Origin of the sequence: Pseudoteredinibacter isoporae, assembly GCF_011602085.1 — a bacterium.
Taxonomy (GTDB): Bacteria; Pseudomonadota; Gammaproteobacteria; order Pseudomonadales; family Cellvibrionaceae; genus Pseudoteredinibacter; species Pseudoteredinibacter isoporae.
This window is the reverse complement of record NZ_JAAONY010000001.1, coordinates 1,693,226-1,709,701: the sequence shown is the minus strand read 5'-3', so window position 1 is coordinate 1,709,701 and position 16,476 is coordinate 1,693,226. Positions and strand designations below refer to the sequence as shown.

The 16,476-nt window shown below is 51.7% G+C and carries 13 protein-coding genes and 1 tRNA gene; 3 read left to right on the top strand and 11 right to left on the bottom strand.

What is annotated here, in order from left to right:
* Positions 1 to 5: 5 nt before the first annotated feature.
* Positions 6 to 350, top strand: coding sequence for a hypothetical protein (locus G8768_RS07415; RefSeq protein ID WP_166849146.1), 345 nt, complete (start codon positions 6 to 8; stop codon positions 348 to 350).
* A gap of 212 nt (positions 351 to 562) precedes the next feature.
* Here the strand turns inward: G8768_RS07415 and G8768_RS07410 are convergent.
* The 7 genes from G8768_RS07410 to rlmE form a co-directional block, all read right to left on the bottom strand.
* Positions 563 to 649: transfer RNA gene (locus tag G8768_RS07410), tRNA-Leu, on the bottom strand.
* Positions 650 to 659: 10 nt separating this feature from the next.
* Positions 660 to 1,187, bottom strand: coding sequence for a preprotein translocase subunit SecG (gene secG, locus G8768_RS07405; RefSeq protein WP_166849148.1), 528 nt, complete (start codon positions 1,185 to 1,187; stop codon positions 660 to 662).
* Positions 1,188 to 1,220: 33 nt separating this feature from the next.
* Positions 1,221 to 1,958, bottom strand: a complete 738-nt coding sequence (tpiA, locus tag G8768_RS07400) for a triose-phosphate isomerase (RefSeq protein ID WP_166849150.1) — start codon at positions 1,956 to 1,958, stop codon at positions 1,221 to 1,223.
* A 194-nt stretch (positions 1,959 to 2,152) separates the two neighbouring features.
* Entirely contained in the window at positions 2,153 to 3,502 is a 1,350-nt protein-coding gene (gene glmM / locus G8768_RS07395) for a phosphoglucosamine mutase (protein ID WP_166849152.1), read from the bottom strand.
* A 65-nt stretch (positions 3,503 to 3,567) separates the two neighbouring features.
* Positions 3,568 to 4,425, bottom strand: a complete 858-nt coding sequence (folP, locus tag G8768_RS07390) for a dihydropteroate synthase (RefSeq protein WP_166849154.1) — start codon at positions 4,423 to 4,425, stop codon at positions 3,568 to 3,570.
* Positions 4,426 to 4,532: 107 nt separating this feature from the next.
* On the bottom strand, positions 4,533 to 6,449 hold the full coding sequence (gene ftsH, locus G8768_RS07385; RefSeq protein WP_442587040.1) for an ATP-dependent zinc metalloprotease FtsH: 1,917 nt from the start codon (positions 6,447 to 6,449) through the stop codon (positions 4,533 to 4,535).
* A gap of 261 nt (positions 6,450 to 6,710) precedes the next feature.
* Complete coding sequence (gene rlmE / locus G8768_RS07380; RefSeq protein ID WP_166849156.1) at positions 6,711 to 7,343, bottom strand: 23S rRNA (uridine(2552)-2'-O)-methyltransferase RlmE; 633 nt, start codon at positions 7,341 to 7,343, stop codon at positions 6,711 to 6,713.
* Positions 7,344 to 7,560: 217 nt separating this feature from the next.
* Here rlmE and G8768_RS07375 point away from each other — a divergent pair, with 217 nt between their 5' ends.
* Together G8768_RS07375 and G8768_RS07370 are read left to right on the top strand one after the other, a co-directional pair.
* Positions 7,561 to 7,866: a YhbY family RNA-binding protein gene (locus G8768_RS07375; RefSeq protein ID WP_166849159.1), complete on the top strand. Its 306-nt coding sequence runs from the start codon at positions 7,561 to 7,563 to the stop codon at positions 7,864 to 7,866.
* 335 nt (positions 7,867 to 8,201) lie between these two features.
* A complete protein-coding gene (locus G8768_RS07370) occupies positions 8,202 to 9,473 on the top strand; it encodes a spinster family MFS transporter (RefSeq protein ID WP_243749371.1) in 1,272 nt (423 codons plus the stop codon).
* A gap of 75 nt (positions 9,474 to 9,548) precedes the next feature.
* On the opposite strand, the gene greA is transcribed toward G8768_RS07370, so the two are convergent.
* From greA to G8768_RS07350, 4 genes are all read right to left on the bottom strand, one after another.
* Complete coding sequence (greA, locus tag G8768_RS07365; RefSeq protein ID WP_166849163.1) at positions 9,549 to 10,028, bottom strand: transcription elongation factor GreA; 480 nt, start codon at positions 10,026 to 10,028, stop codon at positions 9,549 to 9,551.
* Positions 10,029 to 10,139: 111 nt separating this feature from the next.
* Positions 10,140 to 13,370, bottom strand: a complete 3,231-nt coding sequence (gene carB / locus G8768_RS07360; protein ID WP_166849165.1) for a carbamoyl-phosphate synthase large subunit — start codon at positions 13,368 to 13,370, stop codon at positions 10,140 to 10,142.
* Between the two features lie 12 nt (positions 13,371 to 13,382).
* Positions 13,383 to 14,528 carry a glutamine-hydrolyzing carbamoyl-phosphate synthase small subunit gene (gene carA, locus G8768_RS07355; RefSeq protein ID WP_166849167.1) on the bottom strand — a complete coding sequence of 382 codons (1,146 nt, stop codon included), beginning with the start codon at positions 14,526 to 14,528 and terminating at the stop codon, positions 13,383 to 13,385.
* Positions 14,529 to 14,868: 340 nt separating this feature from the next.
* The gene (locus tag G8768_RS07350; RefSeq protein ID WP_166849169.1) at positions 14,869 to 16,419 is read right to left on the bottom strand and encodes a methyl-accepting chemotaxis protein; all 1,551 of its coding nucleotides are present in this window, start codon (positions 16,417 to 16,419) and stop codon (positions 14,869 to 14,871) included.
* Positions 16,420 to 16,476 lie beyond the last annotated feature (57 nt).

Here is a 16,476-nt window from a genome sequence, read left to right as displayed (position 1 = left end):
AAACCATGCCTAAAAATGAAGGAACAACCCCAATCAAAATGCTGGCCCTTAGGTGGTCATGGCTCTTCGTCATTATTATGTGGCTTCCAATGATTATCTTGGTATTTGGTGGCCTGCCAGGGTTTCTCTATATCCTGCTAATTCTCGCTCTTTCTACCAAGTTTCTTTGGGAGTTATTCAGAAAAGGAAAAATCATCAATGGAAGTGCTTACGTGCTCTCGATTGCCTTAGCAATATGGGTCGGATTTACGCCATATAAACACCCAGGAATTGGAGGTAAAGATGAAAACGGCAAACGTGAAATACACTTTCATCAGCACTGGTTTTGGGAACCGGGTCATATTCACTAGTAGTGATTATTACCGAAACTAAATACATAAGATTTAGATACTGGGTGATATAGAAGCCAGATACCTAGAAATACAGTTTAAAAGACTTCGAAAGTAAACAATTTATTATGGAAGGGAAAATTAGAAAATTTAAAGAAGATCTTTAAAAAAGCAAAAGCCCCGACTAGCGGGGCTTTTGGGGATAAGCTGCAAAAATATTGCAATTATCAATTTGGTGCCGAAGGCGGGACTTGAACCCGCACGAGCGTTAGCTCACCACCCCCTCAAGATGGCGTGTCTACCAATTCCACCACTTCGGCTAAAACGTGATTATTGAGGTGTGTTTTCCTCAACTTTTTCCTCGGCTGCCGCAGCAGCTTCGGTGGCTTGTTCTTGCAAATTCTGTGCAGCGGCTTCGGCGGTTTCGGCCGCTTGATCCATGGCGGCGCTTGCTGCATCGCTGACTTCATTTGCTGCATTGTCAGTAACGGCGCTGGCTTCTTCAGCGACGTCGCCTTGCAGGCTTGGCAAATCAGAATCGGAAAGTTCGTCGCTTGCAGCCGCAGGAATATCAGACTCTGGCTCAACTTGCAGAGTAGGAATGCCTTCATCAACGCTTACGCCGGCGTTTTGCTTGGCTACAATGGCCAGACCAAAACTGGTCACAAAAAAGATAGTCGCCAGGATCGCTGTGGCGCGGGTGAAAAAGTTACCGCCACCGGAACTACCAAATACGGTCTGGGATGCACCACCACCGAAGGAAGCACCAGCTTCGGCACCTTTACCTTGCTGCAGCAGAATCAGGCCGATAATGCCCAGTGCTGTCAGCATGTGTACGATCAGAATAATCTTATCCATATTACGCTCTTGCGTTTCTCGTCTATTAACTTGTTAGCGCACAGCCGCTTTTGCGATGGCTAAAAAGTCGTCTGCCTTTAGTGAGGCTCCGCCTACCAAGGCACCGTCGATATCGGGCTTGGCAAATAATTCAGCGGCATTGTCGGGTTTGACACTGCCGCCATATAAAATCTGTACGCTGTTCGCTACGTCGCCCAGGCGAGAACGAATATAAGCGTGTACTTCTTGCGCCTGCTCCGGGCTGGCGCTTAAGCCGGTACCAATCGCCCAAACGGGCTCGTAGGCGACCACGGTATTGGCCATGGCTTCCAAACCCAGGTGATTAATAACCGTCATCAACTGACGCTCAATCACAGCGAGGGTTTCACCGGCCTCACGTTCGGCCTGGCTTTCGCCGATGCACAATACTGGCACCAGAGATGCCTTTAATGCGGCTGCGCATTTGTTCGCAACCAGCTCATCGCTCTCGGCGTGGTATTGGCGACGCTCAGAATGCCCAAGAATGACATACTGACAACCCAGCTCGCCCAACATCTGTGAGGAAATCTCACCAGTGTAGGCACCTGAGTCATGTTCGCTCATGTCCTGGCCGCCCCAGGCAACATCGCTGCCGTTGAGAACAACCTGACACTGCGGCAAGTAAATTGCCGGTGGGCAAACACCTAAGGAAACTTTGCTGGCATCCCAGTCACGCAAGCCTTTCAGCAATTCGGCATTGGCGGGGATAGACCCGTTCATTTTCCAATTGCCTAGCACCAGGGGTTTTGCCATAGCTGCCTTCTTTGTGTCATTCCACGATCAAAAATTAACTGCTTTTCAGCCGCTTAAACCATGGGTTTTGCCTGCTGCCAAAAGCGGGCGCCAATGGTATATGAGTGACGCTAAACTTGCAAACAAAACAAGGGCTTAATGCGCGTAATACCGGCATCTCGCAAACGCTTTAGCGGTCTGGGCTGCAGCGAGGTCTATGCGACCTCTTTTTCCACCACTTCGGCCAGTTCCTGGGCCAGCTGACCCACCAGCTGACTGTCTTCACCTTCAGCCATAACCCGAATCACCGGCTCGGTACCCGAGGGGCGCAACAATACACGACCACGACCCGCCATAGCCGTTTCAGCAGCAGATATTGCCTTCTGAATATTCTGGTTTTCCGCCAGATCGATTACCTTGTTGCGGCGCACATTGATCATGGTTTGCGGGAGTTTGTTCATGCCGTTTTTCAACTCGTGCAGGCTCTTGCCCTGCTCAACGACGGCCAGCAGCACCTGAAGGGCAGCCACAATGCCATCACCGGTTGTGGTCACATCACTGCATACGATATGACCAGAGGACTCGCCACCCAGCAGCCACTGATTCTGCTTCATGGCTTCGATCACGTAACGGTCGCCCACCTTGGCGCGCACAAACGGCACACCCATATCTTTCAAGGCGAGCTCAAAACCAAAGTTACTCATCAGGGTTCCCACTACGCCATTGCAACCGTGCTCACCACCGGCACGATGGGCAGCAATGATGTACAGTAGCTCGTCGCCGTCGATTACTTCACCATGGCCGTCCACAAACAGCACCCGGTCGCCATCACCATCAAAGGCAATGCCGAGATCAGCTCCGGTTTCGACCACTTTGTCACGCAGCATTTCAGGGTGAGTGGAACCGCAACCACGGTTAATGTTGAGACCATCTGGCTCTACCGCAATGCTGATGACTTTGGCACCCAGCTCTTGGAATACCGCAGGCGCCACGTGATAGGTAGCGCCGTTGGCACAATCCAGAACGATGGTCATGCCCTGTAAGCTGAACCCCCAGGGCACAGTGCCCTTACAGAATTCCACATAGCGGCCGGCGGCGTCAGTAATGCGCATCGCCTTACCAAGCTTACCTTCGGTGGTGTACATGGGCTTATCGATTTCAGCTTCGATGGCCAGTTCAATATCGTCATTAAGCTTGGTGCCCTGGCGACTGAAGAATTTGATGCCGTTGTCGTAATAAGGGTTGTGCGACGCACTGATTACGATGCCTGCAGTGGCTTGAAAAGTTCGGGTTAAATACGCAATGGCTGGCGTCGGCATTGGCCCCAACAAGCCCACATCGATACCGGCGTTAATCAGCCCAGCCTCCAGTGCAGACTCAAACATATAGCCCGAGATACGGGTGTCTTTTCCAATCAGAATCTGATTGCGGCCACCCGAAGCCTTAATGCTCTCTGCCAGGGCCCGGCCTGCGGCCCAGCCCAACTTCAATACAAAGTCGGGCGTGATAGGCTGCTCGCCTACTTTGCCTCGAATACCGTCGGTACCAAAATACTGTCTGCTCATAATCTCCCCCGTCCCGGTCAATTATTTCCCTGGCGCGGCGCCAATCTTGTTTCAATAAATAGTTATCAGCGACTGGCTTCAATCTGCCAGTACAACTCCAGAATGTCGCGACTTTCCGCCACATCGTGAACACGTAAAATGGCGGCCTCTTGTTGCAGAGCCAACATGGCCACCCCCAAGCTACCCGCCAAGCGCTGTTCAACAGGTCTCTGCAATAAACCTTGCAACATCGACTTGCGCGATAAGCCCGCCAACACGGGCAAACCCAGTGCATTTTTCAGGGCGGACATATTACGCAGCAATTCCACATTATGCTCCAGGGTTTTGCCAAAACCAAAACCTGGATCCAATATTATTTGCTCTCGATCAATCCCCGCTGCGACACAACTGTCCACCCGCTCACTCAGAAATGCGGTAACCTCTTCCACCACATTGCTGTATTCGGGTTGATCCTGCATGGTGCCCGGCTGCCCCTGCATATGCATCAGGCACACCGGCAGTTTTAGCTCGGCCGCCATCTCAACGGCGCCTTCACGTTGCAGGGCACGCACATCATTGATCAAACCGGCTCCAACCTCCGCGGCCTCTTTCATCAATGCCGGGCTACTGCTGTCGACCGATATAATGACATCCAACTCTTTCGCAATTCGTTCCACCACAGGGATTACGCGATCCATTTCTTCTTGTGCAGAAACCTTGGCCGCACCCGGGCGAGTGGATTCCCCCCCGACATCAATAATGCTAGCGCCATCAGCTTGCATTTGCGCCGCACGCTTGAGGGCAAGATCAAGATCCAAACGACCTTGCTGGTAGCTGTTGCCACCATCGGAAAAAGAATCAGGAGTGGTATTCAGAATGCCCATGATCCTGGGCTTGCTGAGATCCAACGATTTGCCAGCGCAATCAAGAATTGTAGAAGACATAAATACCAGCGCTCTGGAAAACGGATGTATTGATCATTTTTCAATGGGCAGAAAATAAAAATGGCCGCAGTTAACGAGTAACGGCGGCCAGACTAAGCGCGATGCGCTTAGCTTTCGTTGGCAGGTCCTCCGATAGGACCTGTGGATTTATCCGAATCGGGCTTGTCTTTCTTTTCCGTCTTGATATGACTGTTGAAATCACTGTCGTCCCAATCGCGAGGTGGACGAACCTGGCGGCGGTTCATCAAATCTTCCACCTGCTCGGAATCGATGGTTTCGTATTCGATCAGAGCGTCTTTCATGGATTCCAGAATATCGCGATTTTCTTCAAGAATGCCTTCAGCAACCTTGTAACGATCATCGATAATGCTGCGCACTTCTTCGTCGATCACTTTGGACGTCGCACCGGAATAATTCGGTGAAGACATGCCAGGGTACTGACCTTCATCTTCACCGTAAGCCAATGGACCCAGCTTCTCGGACAAGCCCCACTTCATCACCATACCGCGGGCAATTTTCGTGGCGCGATCAATATCGCTGGACGCACCCGTAGAAACCGCATCGGCACCACCGGTCATCTCTTCTGCAATTCGACCACCGTACAGGGTAGAAATCTGACCCAGCAGGTAACGACGACTGTGGCTGTATTTATCATCTTCCGGCAGGAACTGGGTAACACCCAAAGCACCACCACGAGGAATAATCGTTACCTTGTGCACTGGATCGTGCTCGGGCATCAAGTAACCAACGATGGCATGACCCGCTTCGTGATACGCCGTCATGATCTTGTCGTCTTCGCTCATCACCATGGACTTGCGCTCGGCACCCATCATGATTTTATCGCGCGCTTTTTCAAAATCTTCCATGCTCACGGTGCGCTTGTTGGCACGCGCTGCAAACAATGCCGCTTCGTTCACCAGGTTCATCAAATCGGCACCGGAGAAACCCGGGGTACCACGAGCAATTACGGAGGCTTTTACTGCATCGTCCATCGGCACTTTGCGCATATGAACTTTCAGGATTTGCTCACGGCCGCGAATGTCTGGCAGACCCACATGAACCTGACGGTCAAAACGACCCGGACGCATCAACGCTTTATCCAAAACATCCGCACGGTTGGTAGCAGCCATGACGATAACGCCTTCGTTGCCTTCAAAGCCGTCCATTTCCACCAGCAATTGGTTCAAGGTTTGCTCACGCTCATCGTGACCACCACCGTGACCACCACCACGATGACGACCGACCGCATCGATCTCATCAATAAAGATAATACAGGGGGCCTGTTTCTTAGCCTGGTCGAACATGTCACGTACGCGGCTCGCACCCACACCTACAAACATTTCAACAAAGTCGGAACCGGAAATAGAGAAAAACGGTACCTTGGCTTCACCGGCGATGGCTTTTGCCAACAGCGTTTTACCGGTACCCGGAGGACCGGCCATCAACACACCACGAGGAATCTGGCCACCCAGACGCTGGAACTTCGAAGGGTCGCGCAGGTATTCCACCAGCTCTTGAACTTCTTCTTTGGCTTCATCTACACCCGCTACGTCGGCGAAGGTGGTTTTCACCTGATCTTCACCCAAAAGACGCGCCTTGCTCTTGCCAAAGCTCATTGGACCACCACGTCCACCTGCACCACCTTGCATTTGGCGCATAAAGAACATGAAGATCACGAGAATAATCAGAATAGGGAAACTCGCTACGAGGAGCTGCTGCCAGATACTCGGCTTTTCAGGTAACTTACCTTCAACCTGCACCTTGTGGTTGTACAGATCATCCATCAGTTTGTTGTCAGCAACTTGCGGGCGAACTACCTGAAAGGTAGAACCATCACGGCGCTCACCGTGAATAATCAGGCCGTCAACGACAACCTTCTGAACCTGCCCGGAGCGAACCTCGGCAATAAAGTCAGAATAAACCAGTGGCTTCTGCTTGGTCTGGCCATTGATGTTTTGGAAGACAGCAAATAACACTGCCGCAATGACCAGCCACAATACAAGGTTTTTTGACATATCGTTCAAAGCGATTTCCTCTTGGCGCCAGTGCCATAAAGCTAAGCACGGCTAACTACGTTAAGCCTCTATGAGGTTTGGTGGGCCATTGTAGCCCTATTTCCGTTTATCAGCGCATCTTGTTATCACGCTTTAGCGGTTCTTTACAGTCTCTTCAGACAAAGCTGTGCAAATATCAGACATATCGTCTCAGCACAGCTTTTAACACTAACAACTGCCCCTACTTAGTATGACAGTCATTTCACGGTTTTGGTTTAAACCGCAATAATTTTATCCTTTGAAACCCTTTGCCACGAGATAGACTTCTCGGGAACGGGCTCTTGATGCATCCGGCTTTCGGGTCAATACCTTTTGAAAACTGCTGCGGCTATCAGCCAGCAGCTCATCAAAACCTTCCCCCTGAAATACCTTAGCGACAAATACCCCACCGGGCTTTAATACTTGTCGGGCCATATCCAGGGCCAGCTCCACCAGATACATGGATTTGGGCTGATCAACATCGGCCATACCAGACATATTGGGGGCCATATCCGAGATTACAAGGTCTGCCTGCGCCCCTCCCATGAGATCCATCAACTCATTAAAGACCGATTCCTCGGTAAAATCGCCCTGCACAAAATCTACCCCGGCCATGCCATCCATGGGCAGGATGTCTGAGGCGAAAACCCGACCTTTGCTGTCACCGCTGGCATTGACTCGCTCGGCCGCGACCTGACTCCAGCCCCCGGGGGCTGCGCCAAGGTCTACAACGGTCATTCCCGTGCGAAATAGCTTATCTTTCTGGTCCAACTCAATCAGCTTGTAGCTGGCTCTGGAACGATAACCATCTTGCTGGGATTGCTTTACATATTGATCGTTGAAATGCTCTTGCAACCAACGACCGCTGCTTTTGGAACGGGCCAATGAGAATACCTCGGGTTTTGTCTGTTTGAAGCGGTAAAATTAAAGACATCAGGGCGGTTGGCGGGTAGAATACGCCACCTTTTTACGGCTGTGGTGAATAATTAACCAGGGCTGATGTTTGAATTTACACCCCATGCACCTATGCTCTGCACCAGAGAGCCCCAATGGGCCGCATTAGCGAGCGCGAAGGCAAAGGGAAATACCTAGAGACTATTGTATGACGTTAAGTGCAGATCGCAAAAAACAATATCGAAGTTTAGGCCATAGTCTAAAGCCTGTGGTGACCATCGCCGGGAATGGCCTGAGCGAAAATGTAATGAATGAGCTGGATCGCGCTCTGGAAGACCATGAGCTGATCAAGGTTAAACTGGTGGTCGCCGATCGTGATCTGCGCAAGCAAGTGATCGACGAATTCTGCCAACAGGCTCGCTGCGAGCTTGTGCAGGAAATTGGTAAGGTAGCCCTGGTATATCGCGCAGCCAAGAAGCCTAACGCCAAGCTTTCCAATATCAGCCGCGTGTAAAAGAACGGCTTTCTGCTGATGGGGCCATCTGCCCCTTCGGCTCATCCCTTACTTCCACCTCGTTTATCGTTTTCTTGCCGGGCTTGATTGCCCCCTTTCCCTTTTTCTCAGCCTACTTCCTCGCTGTTATTCTTCCCCGTCCAAGTATTCACCGGATCTATATGGCAGCATCAAATATTAAAATCGCCAAGCGGTTTTCAATATGCGGGATAACCCTTACACTCCTTGAAAACATAATAATGAGCGGCCCAGGAACTGCCCCCTGATTACGCCCGTCATCGGAGTTCACTAGACGGAGGCATGGCCAAACAGCCGCAGTGATGAAGGTATCGATTATGACAAACCCGACTGCGAGCTCAGGTCGCTGGCCCCACTACACGCTGGTCTTATTGAGCATTGTCTATGTGTTCAACTTTATCGACCGGCAGATTCTGGTCATTCTGCAAGAATCCATTAAAGCCGATATGGGGCTGTCTGATTCCCAATTGGGCTTGATGACCGGTTTTACCTTCGCCATTTTCTATGTATCTGCGGGCATTCCTATCGCTCGTTGGGCGGACCGCTCCAATCGCCGCAACATTGTTTCCTGGGCCATCGCCATCTGGAGTGGTATGACGGCCCTGTCCGGGCTCGCGCAAAACTTCTGGCAAATGCTGTTGGCGAGAATCGGTGTGGGCATCGGTGAGGCAGGTGGCAGTCCACCGGCACACTCCATGATTTCGGATATCTACCCGGCCCACCAACGCGGTACCGCATTGGCCTTTTATACGGCTGCGATCTATGTCGGTATTATGGTTGGCTATCTGGTCGGCGGTTGGGTGGATCAGCACTATGGCTGGCGCATTGCCTTCTTTGTGGTGGGTATTCCCGGCTTGTTTGTCGCCCTGTTGGTACGTTACACCATTACCGAACCTCCCAGAGGTCAACACGATAGCGCCCCGGTAGGAGATTCCGTCAGTTTGCGCGAAACTCTGAACACCCTGAAATCCATGCGCTCCTTTGTATTTCTGGCCGTGGGTTCGGGCCTGGCATCGTTTTCCAGTTATGGCTCGGGTAACTTTATGCCCAGCTTTCTGTTTCGCTCACACGGAATGGAACCGGCGGACATTGGTATTCTGCTGGCCTTTGGCGCAGGTATCGGCGGTGGTATCGGCGCCTTTTTCGCAGGTTGGTTGGCGGATCGCATCGGCAAGGACAACAAACGCTGGTACGCCTGGATTGCCTGTGCAGGTCAAATCCTGGCCATCCCTCTGGGGCTGATGGCCCTGTATTCAAACAATATGACTCTGATTGCGATTGGTATTGGTGGCACGACGTTCTTTGGCATTTGGTATCTCGGCCCCGTTCTCGCTATGGCCCAGACATTGGTCAAACCCAATATGCGCGCAATGACCTCGGCCATTTTGTTTTTTATTCTGAACCTGATTGGTTTGGGCGGCGGGCCATTGGTCGCCGGTGTCATGAGTGATTTGCTGGCCAGCACCTATGGTGCTGAATCCTTGCGCTATTCATTAACCGTTATGGCGTTTAGCAGCCTGCTGGCCGCTGCGTGTTTTTGGATGGGCTCAAAGTATCTGGTAGACGATTTAAAAAAGCAGCACAGCTAAATTAACACGCCAATTTAAAACATAAAAAAAGCCGGCAATTGCCGGCTTTTTTTATGTGGCGCGTTGATGCACTGCTTAGATATGCTTCACCGTATCAATTTCAAACTCAACTTCACCACCCGGCGTTTGAACCACAACCTCATCACCTTCAGACTTGCCAACCAAAGCGCGGGCAATGGGTGAATTCACGGAGATCTTGTTGGCCTTCACATCGGATTCATCATCACCAACAATGGTGTAGCTAACCGTTTCATCGGTATCCAGATTGATCAAATCAACAGTGGCACCAAACATCACCTTTCCGGTATGAGGGAGCTTTGTGATATCGATAATTTGGGCATTTGACAGTTTGCCCTCGATATCCTGAATGCGGCCTTCGCAAAAACCCTGCTGCTCGCGGGCAGCATGATATTCGGCATTTTCCTTCAGATCACCGTGCTCACGTGCTTCGGCAATCGCCTGCACAATACGTGGACGGTCAACTTTCTTAAGGTGCTCCAGTTCTTCGCGAAGTGCATCGGCACCAGCCTGGGTCATGGGTACTTTATCTAACATAGCAATTCCATTCGCTCGCCAAATGGGCGAGATTTTTCATCGTTTTTTGTTATTAGCTTTGGCACCCGCGAATCCTTTCGAGACACAGGTGCCAAATCTAGAGCGCAATGCCTACTGAGTCAGGTTGGCAACTCGGGCATGCAATTCCTGTACAGAGCGTACCTTGTGTTCATCGGCAAACTCAAGCGCTACGGCTACCGCTTCCGCCGAAGCCAGAGTAGTAGTGTAGTACACGCCGTGCTGCTCGGCACTGCGGCGGATAGACGATGAGTCTTTAATGGCCTGTTTGCCTTCAGTGGTATTCACCACCATGGCAATCTCATCGTTTTTAATGGCATCGACAATGTGAGGACGACCTTCTTCCACTTTGTTGACCTGCTCAACCGTCAAGCCCGCGTCTTCCAGAACCTTGGCCGTACCACGCGTGGCCACCAGTTCAAAACCCAGCTTTTGCAAATCACGAGCAACCGCAACAACGCCGCCCTTATCGAAATCACGCACACTGACAAAGACCTTGCCTGACGTCGGGATTGCATCACCGGCACCCATCTGGGATTTGCCGTAAGCTTCTGCGAAGGTATCCGCCACGCCCATAACCTCACCGGTAGATTTCATCTCAGGGCCGAGAATCGGGTCAACCGTTGGGAATTTATTGAACGGGAATACTGCTTCTTTCACACTGTAGTAATCCGGCACGATTTCTTCGGTGAAGCCCTGCGCTTCCAGACTCATGCCCGCCTGACAACGCGCTGCCACCTTGGCCAGAGAAGTGCCAATGCACTTGGACACAAACGGTACGGTACGAGAGGCGCGAGGGTTTACCTCGATTACATAAATCTTTCCGTCCTGATAGGCCAACTGAGTATTCATCAAGCCGACAACACCCAGCTCCAGAGCCATTTTCTTCACCTGCTCACGCATGACATCTTGAACATCGGCAGGCAAGTTATACGGCGGCAATGAACAGGCGGAATCACCGGAGTGAACACCACATTGCTCAATGTGTTGCATGATTGCACCAATGACAACTTGCTTGCCATCGCTTACGGCGTCAATATCGACTTCGATGGCAGAGTTGAGGAAGTGATCCAACAGTACCGGCGCATCTTCAGAAACCTGCACCGCTTCACGCATATAAGTACGCAACTCACTTTCGTTGTACACGATTTCCATTGCACGACCACCCAGCACGTAGGACGGACGCACCACCAGTGGATAACCTACATTTTCCGCTTCGCGCACGGCTTCTTCGGCAGAGCGAACAATCGCGTTGGAAGGCTGCAATAAACCAAGGCGTTCAATCATTTGCTGGAAGCGCTCGCGGTCTTCAGCGCGGTCAATCGCTTCCGGCGCTGTACCAATAATCGGCACACCTGCAGACTCCAATGCACGAGCCAGTTTCAATGGCGTTTGACCACCAAACTGTACAATCACACCTTCCGGATTTTCTTTATGGACGATTTCCAATACATCTTCCAGAGTTACCGGCTCAAAGTAGAGACGATCGGAGGTATCGTAATCGGTAGAAACCGTTTCAGGGTTACAGTTCACCATAATGGTTTCGTAACCGTCTTCGCGCATGGCCAATGCCGCGTGCACACAACAGTAATCAAATTCGATGCCCTGACCGATTCGGTTTGGACCACCGCCGAGTACCATGATTTTACGTTTGTCACTTGGCTGGGCTTCACACTCTTCCTCGTAGGTTGAGTACATATAAGCCGTTGAAGTAGAAAATTCTGCAGCGCAGGTATCCACACGTTTATAGACCGGATGCACCCCCAAGCCATGACGATGAGCGCGAACTTTACGCTGACTCACACCCAGCAAATCGGCAAGACGCAAATCGGAGAAACCTTTGCGCTTCAGGCGGAACATCAGGTCGGCATCGATATCGGAAACCGGCATGGATTGCAGCGCCAGCTCAGTATCAATAATGTCTTTAATTTGAACCAGGAACCACGGATCGATAGCAGAGACTTCATACACTTCGTCAACCGACATGCCCGCACGGAATGCATCGCCCACAAACCAAATACGCTCAGCACCTGGCGTCGACAAATCACGACGGATTTTGCTCATGGCATCTTCGGCCTGCAAATCCACCTTGGCTTCGAAGCCGGCAGAGCCCACTTCCAAACCACGCAAGGCTTTTTGCATGGACTCCTGGAACGTGCGGCCAATTGCCATAACCTCACCCACGGATTTCATTTGGGTGGTCAAGCGCGCATCGGCATCGCCAAATTTTTCAAAGGTAAAGCGTGGAATTTTGGTAACCACATAATCAATGGAAGGCTCGAAAGACGCCGGTGTTGCACCACCGGTAATATCGTTTTGCAGCTCATCCAGGGTATAACCCACAGCCAGTTTAGCGGCTACTTTTGCAATCGGGAAACCGGTTGCCTTTGAAGCCAATGCAGAAGAGCGGGATACACGCGGGTTCATTTCAATAACAACCAATCGGCCGTCTTTTGGGTTCACCGCAAACTGTACGTTAGAACCACCGGTTTCCACACCGATTTCACGCAGCACCGCAATCGATGCATTACGCATGATTTGCAATTCTTTGTCGGTCAGGGTTTGCGCCGGAGCAACCGTGATGGAGTCACCGGTGTGCACACCCATTGGATCGAAGTTTTCAATGGAGCAAATGATAATGCAGTTATCATTTTTATCGCGCACCACTTCCATCTCGTACTCTTTCCAACCGAGCAGAGATTCATCGATCAGTAATTCATTGGTTGGAGAAAGGTCCAAACCGCGAGCACAGATTTCTTCAAATTCTTCCCAGTTGTACGCGATACCGCCACCGGAGCCGCCCATGGTAAACGATGGGCGAATGATCACCGGAAAACCAAACATGTCCGGTACTTTTTTCGCCTCATCCATGGAGTGAACAATTTCAGCGCGCGCACATTCCAGACCAATTTTTTTCATGGCCTTGTCGAACAGATCGCGATCTTCAGCTTTGTGAATCGCTTCCTGTTTGGCGCCGATCAGTTCAACGCCGAATTTTTCCAGAACGCCATTGTCATGCAATGCCAATGCACAGTTCAGTGCGGTTTGGCCACCCATGGTCGGCAGTACCGCATCGGGGCGTTCTTTTTCAATAATTTTAGCAACGGTTTCCCAGGTGATCGGTTCAATATACGTTGCATCGGCCATGGCCGGATCGGTCATGATGGTGGCCGGATTAGAGTTCACCAGAATAACGCGGTAACCCTCTTCGCGCAGGGCCTTACACGCCTGGGCGCCAGAGTAGTCAAATTCGCAGGCCTGTCCGATAACGATGGGGCCGGCACCAATAATCAGAATACTTTCAATGTCGGTTCTTTTTGGCATGTCTATCTCCCCTTAACGGGCGGCCTCCATCAATTCAATAAAGTGGTCGAACAAAGGCGCCGCGTCGTGCGGGCCGGGGCTGGCTTCCGGGTGTCCCTGGAAACTGAAGGCAGGCTTATCGGTACGATGAATGCCCTGTAAGGTGCCATCAAACAGCGATTTGTGAGTCGCTCGTAAGTTTTCAGGCAAGCTGTCTTCGTCTACCGCAAAACCGTGGTTCTGGCTGGTGATCAATACCGTTTGATCATCGAGGTTTTGTACCGGGTGGTTACCACCGTGGTGACCGTGGCCCATTTTCACCGTCTTGGCACCAGACGCGAGAGCCAGAAGCTGGTGACCCAGACAAATACCAAAAACAGGAGTTTCGGTCTTTAACAGTTCCTGGATAGCTTCGATGGCGTAGTCGCAAGGTTCCGGATCGCCCGGGCCGTTGGACAGGAAAACACCGTCCGGATTCATGGCCAATACCTCAGAGGCCGGCGTTTTTGCCGGCACGACCGTCAGGTCACAACCACGATCTGCCAGCATGCGCAGGATGTTGCGCTTCACACCGTAGTCGTAGGCAACCACCTTAAAGCGCTTTTCGGTTTGCTCAACATGACCCTTGCCCAACTGCCAGCTGCCCTCGGTCCAGGGGTAAGCTTCATCAGCGGTCACTTCTTTGGCCAGATCCAGGCCTTTCAGGCCGGAGAAATCTTTCGCAGCGGCCAGTGCGGCCTCTTCGTTCAGCTCACCCGCCATGATGCAACCTTTCAAAGAGCCCTTGTCGCGCAACAGGCGAGTCAGTCGACGGGTATCGATATCGGCAATGCCGAGGATATTGTGCTTTTGCAGATAGCTATCCAGATCTTCTTCTTTGCGAAAGTTGGACGCTAACAACGGCAGGTCGCGAATCACCAAACCAGTGGCCCAGATTTTGTCGCACTCTTCATCTTCCCGGGTCACGCCGACACTGCCGATGTGGGGGTAAGTCAAAGTCACGATTTGCTTGGCGTAGGAAGGGTCAGTCAGAATTTCCTGGTAGCCCGTGATAGCGGTGTTAAACACCACTTCACCAACTGCCTGACCATCAGCGCCAATGGCACTGCCGCGAAAAGTACTGCCATCTTCCAGAACAAGAATGGCGGGCCGGGAATTATTGCGCAATAAAGGGCTCATTAAACAGGCAGCCTCCAGTAGGGGGTAATCACATAGCTAAGCAATAAACCAAGACCGCAGAGTTCGTTTCTCGCCAAACGCTAGTCCGAGGGCTAGCGCTGCACGCCTGGGCGCACAGTGAGTGGTCTATGCCACTATCATGACGGGAAGTGTGGAATTTGCTTGGCGCAAGTTGCAAAAAAGCGAGATGAAACAGAAAGTCTCATCTCGCTTTTTCTTAAAATTCGCCATCGCTGCTTCCAGCGGGTTAAGGGCCAATGGCCTATTGCAATCTAACTGCGCATTCTACGGCAAAGCCCCCCTATTTGTCCATCCCATTTAGCGGCTAATGGCGGGCTTTTTAGATTTTAAACTGACCCAACGTGGACTTCATGGTCGCTGCCATATCCGCCAGCTCCAGAATGCTCGCAGAGATGGCTGCCGAACCGGAAGACGCCTGACGGGAAACCACCGCAATATTTTCCATATTGCGTTCGATTTCGTTGTTGGCAGCACCCTGCTCTTCAGTTGCGCTGGCGATCTGATCCGTTTTGGCGCGAATGGATGCAACACCATCAGTAATGGCAACAAGCGATTCACTGGCTGCCTCAGAATGCTTCACAGCTTCTGCAGCTTGCTTCCGGCCTTGCTCCATACGCTGCACCGCTTCGCGGGCACCACCCTGGAGTCGCTCAATCATATCCTGAATCTCTTCCGTGGAAGACTGAGTACGGGAAGCCAGCGTACGAACCTCGTCAGCAACAACCGCGAAGCCACGGCCCTGCTCGCCGGCTCGAGCCGCCTCAATGGCAGCATTCAAGGCCAGCAGATTGGTCTGCTCCGCAATGCCGCGAATTACATCCAATACAGTACCAATGTCTTCTGTGCCCTGGCGAAGCTGATCAATCACCTCGGCCGCACCGTGGATATCCTGAGCCAGTCGCTCAATCTGGGATTTGGTATTGCCCACAACTTCACGACCACTGCAGGATTCCTGATCCGCTGAATGAGCATTTTCAGCCGCATCGGTCACATTGCGAGCGACCTCATCTACAACCGACGACATCTCGCGTACCGCTTCAACCACTTGGTTAATGTCGGTTTGCTGCCCTGCAACACCTTTCTCCGTTTCCTGTGCCAATTGCGACACCTCCACAGCATGGCGATCCAGCTCCATAGCGTTGTTGGAGAAGCCGGAAATGGTCCCATGCAAACGCTCGATAAAGGTGTTGAAGTTAGAACACAGGGTGCCAATTTCATCACGGCCATCGTCGGGCAAACGTAAAGTCAAATCGCCGTTACCTTCAGCCATATCGCGCAGGGCATCCGATACGCCGATCACAGGTCGTACAATCGCTCGGGAAATAAACAGGGAAACCACGGCGGCCAGCACGGAGATAAACAGCACCGAAAGGCCGGCACTCTGGACAGCTTCGTCTTTCGCCATCGACACTTCATCGCGACTCACCGCAATGTAGATGTAACCAAGCTTCTCTCCGTCTGCATTAATCGGGCTGGACATTCGGAATTCATGAACCGTATCGTGATCGACAAATGAGGAATTCAATGTACTCGGGGCGCCACTCGGAATCGACGTGGCCTTGGTACCCTTGCCCTTTTCAAACCAGGCGAAAGGCATACCGTCACCCCCATAGATGACAGAGGAGTTAATGCGGTCACTCTTACTCAGGTTTGACAGGATGTCCCGGGTTGTCGCCTTGTCATCAAACGCCAAAGCCCCCGCAGTACTCCCCCCCACAACCATTTCAATTGTCTCGGCAAATCGTTCTAATTCTTCCTCGATATGGGCAACCTGAGTCACCACAGACACAGCACTGACGATAATTACTGCCGCCATGCTGGTTAGGGTCACCCCCAGAAGCACCTTCCATTTTAGAGATAAACTTTTCATTCTAGACTCCGTCATTAAGCCCCGGCCCACCTGCTTCCCCACAAGTGTCACCTATTA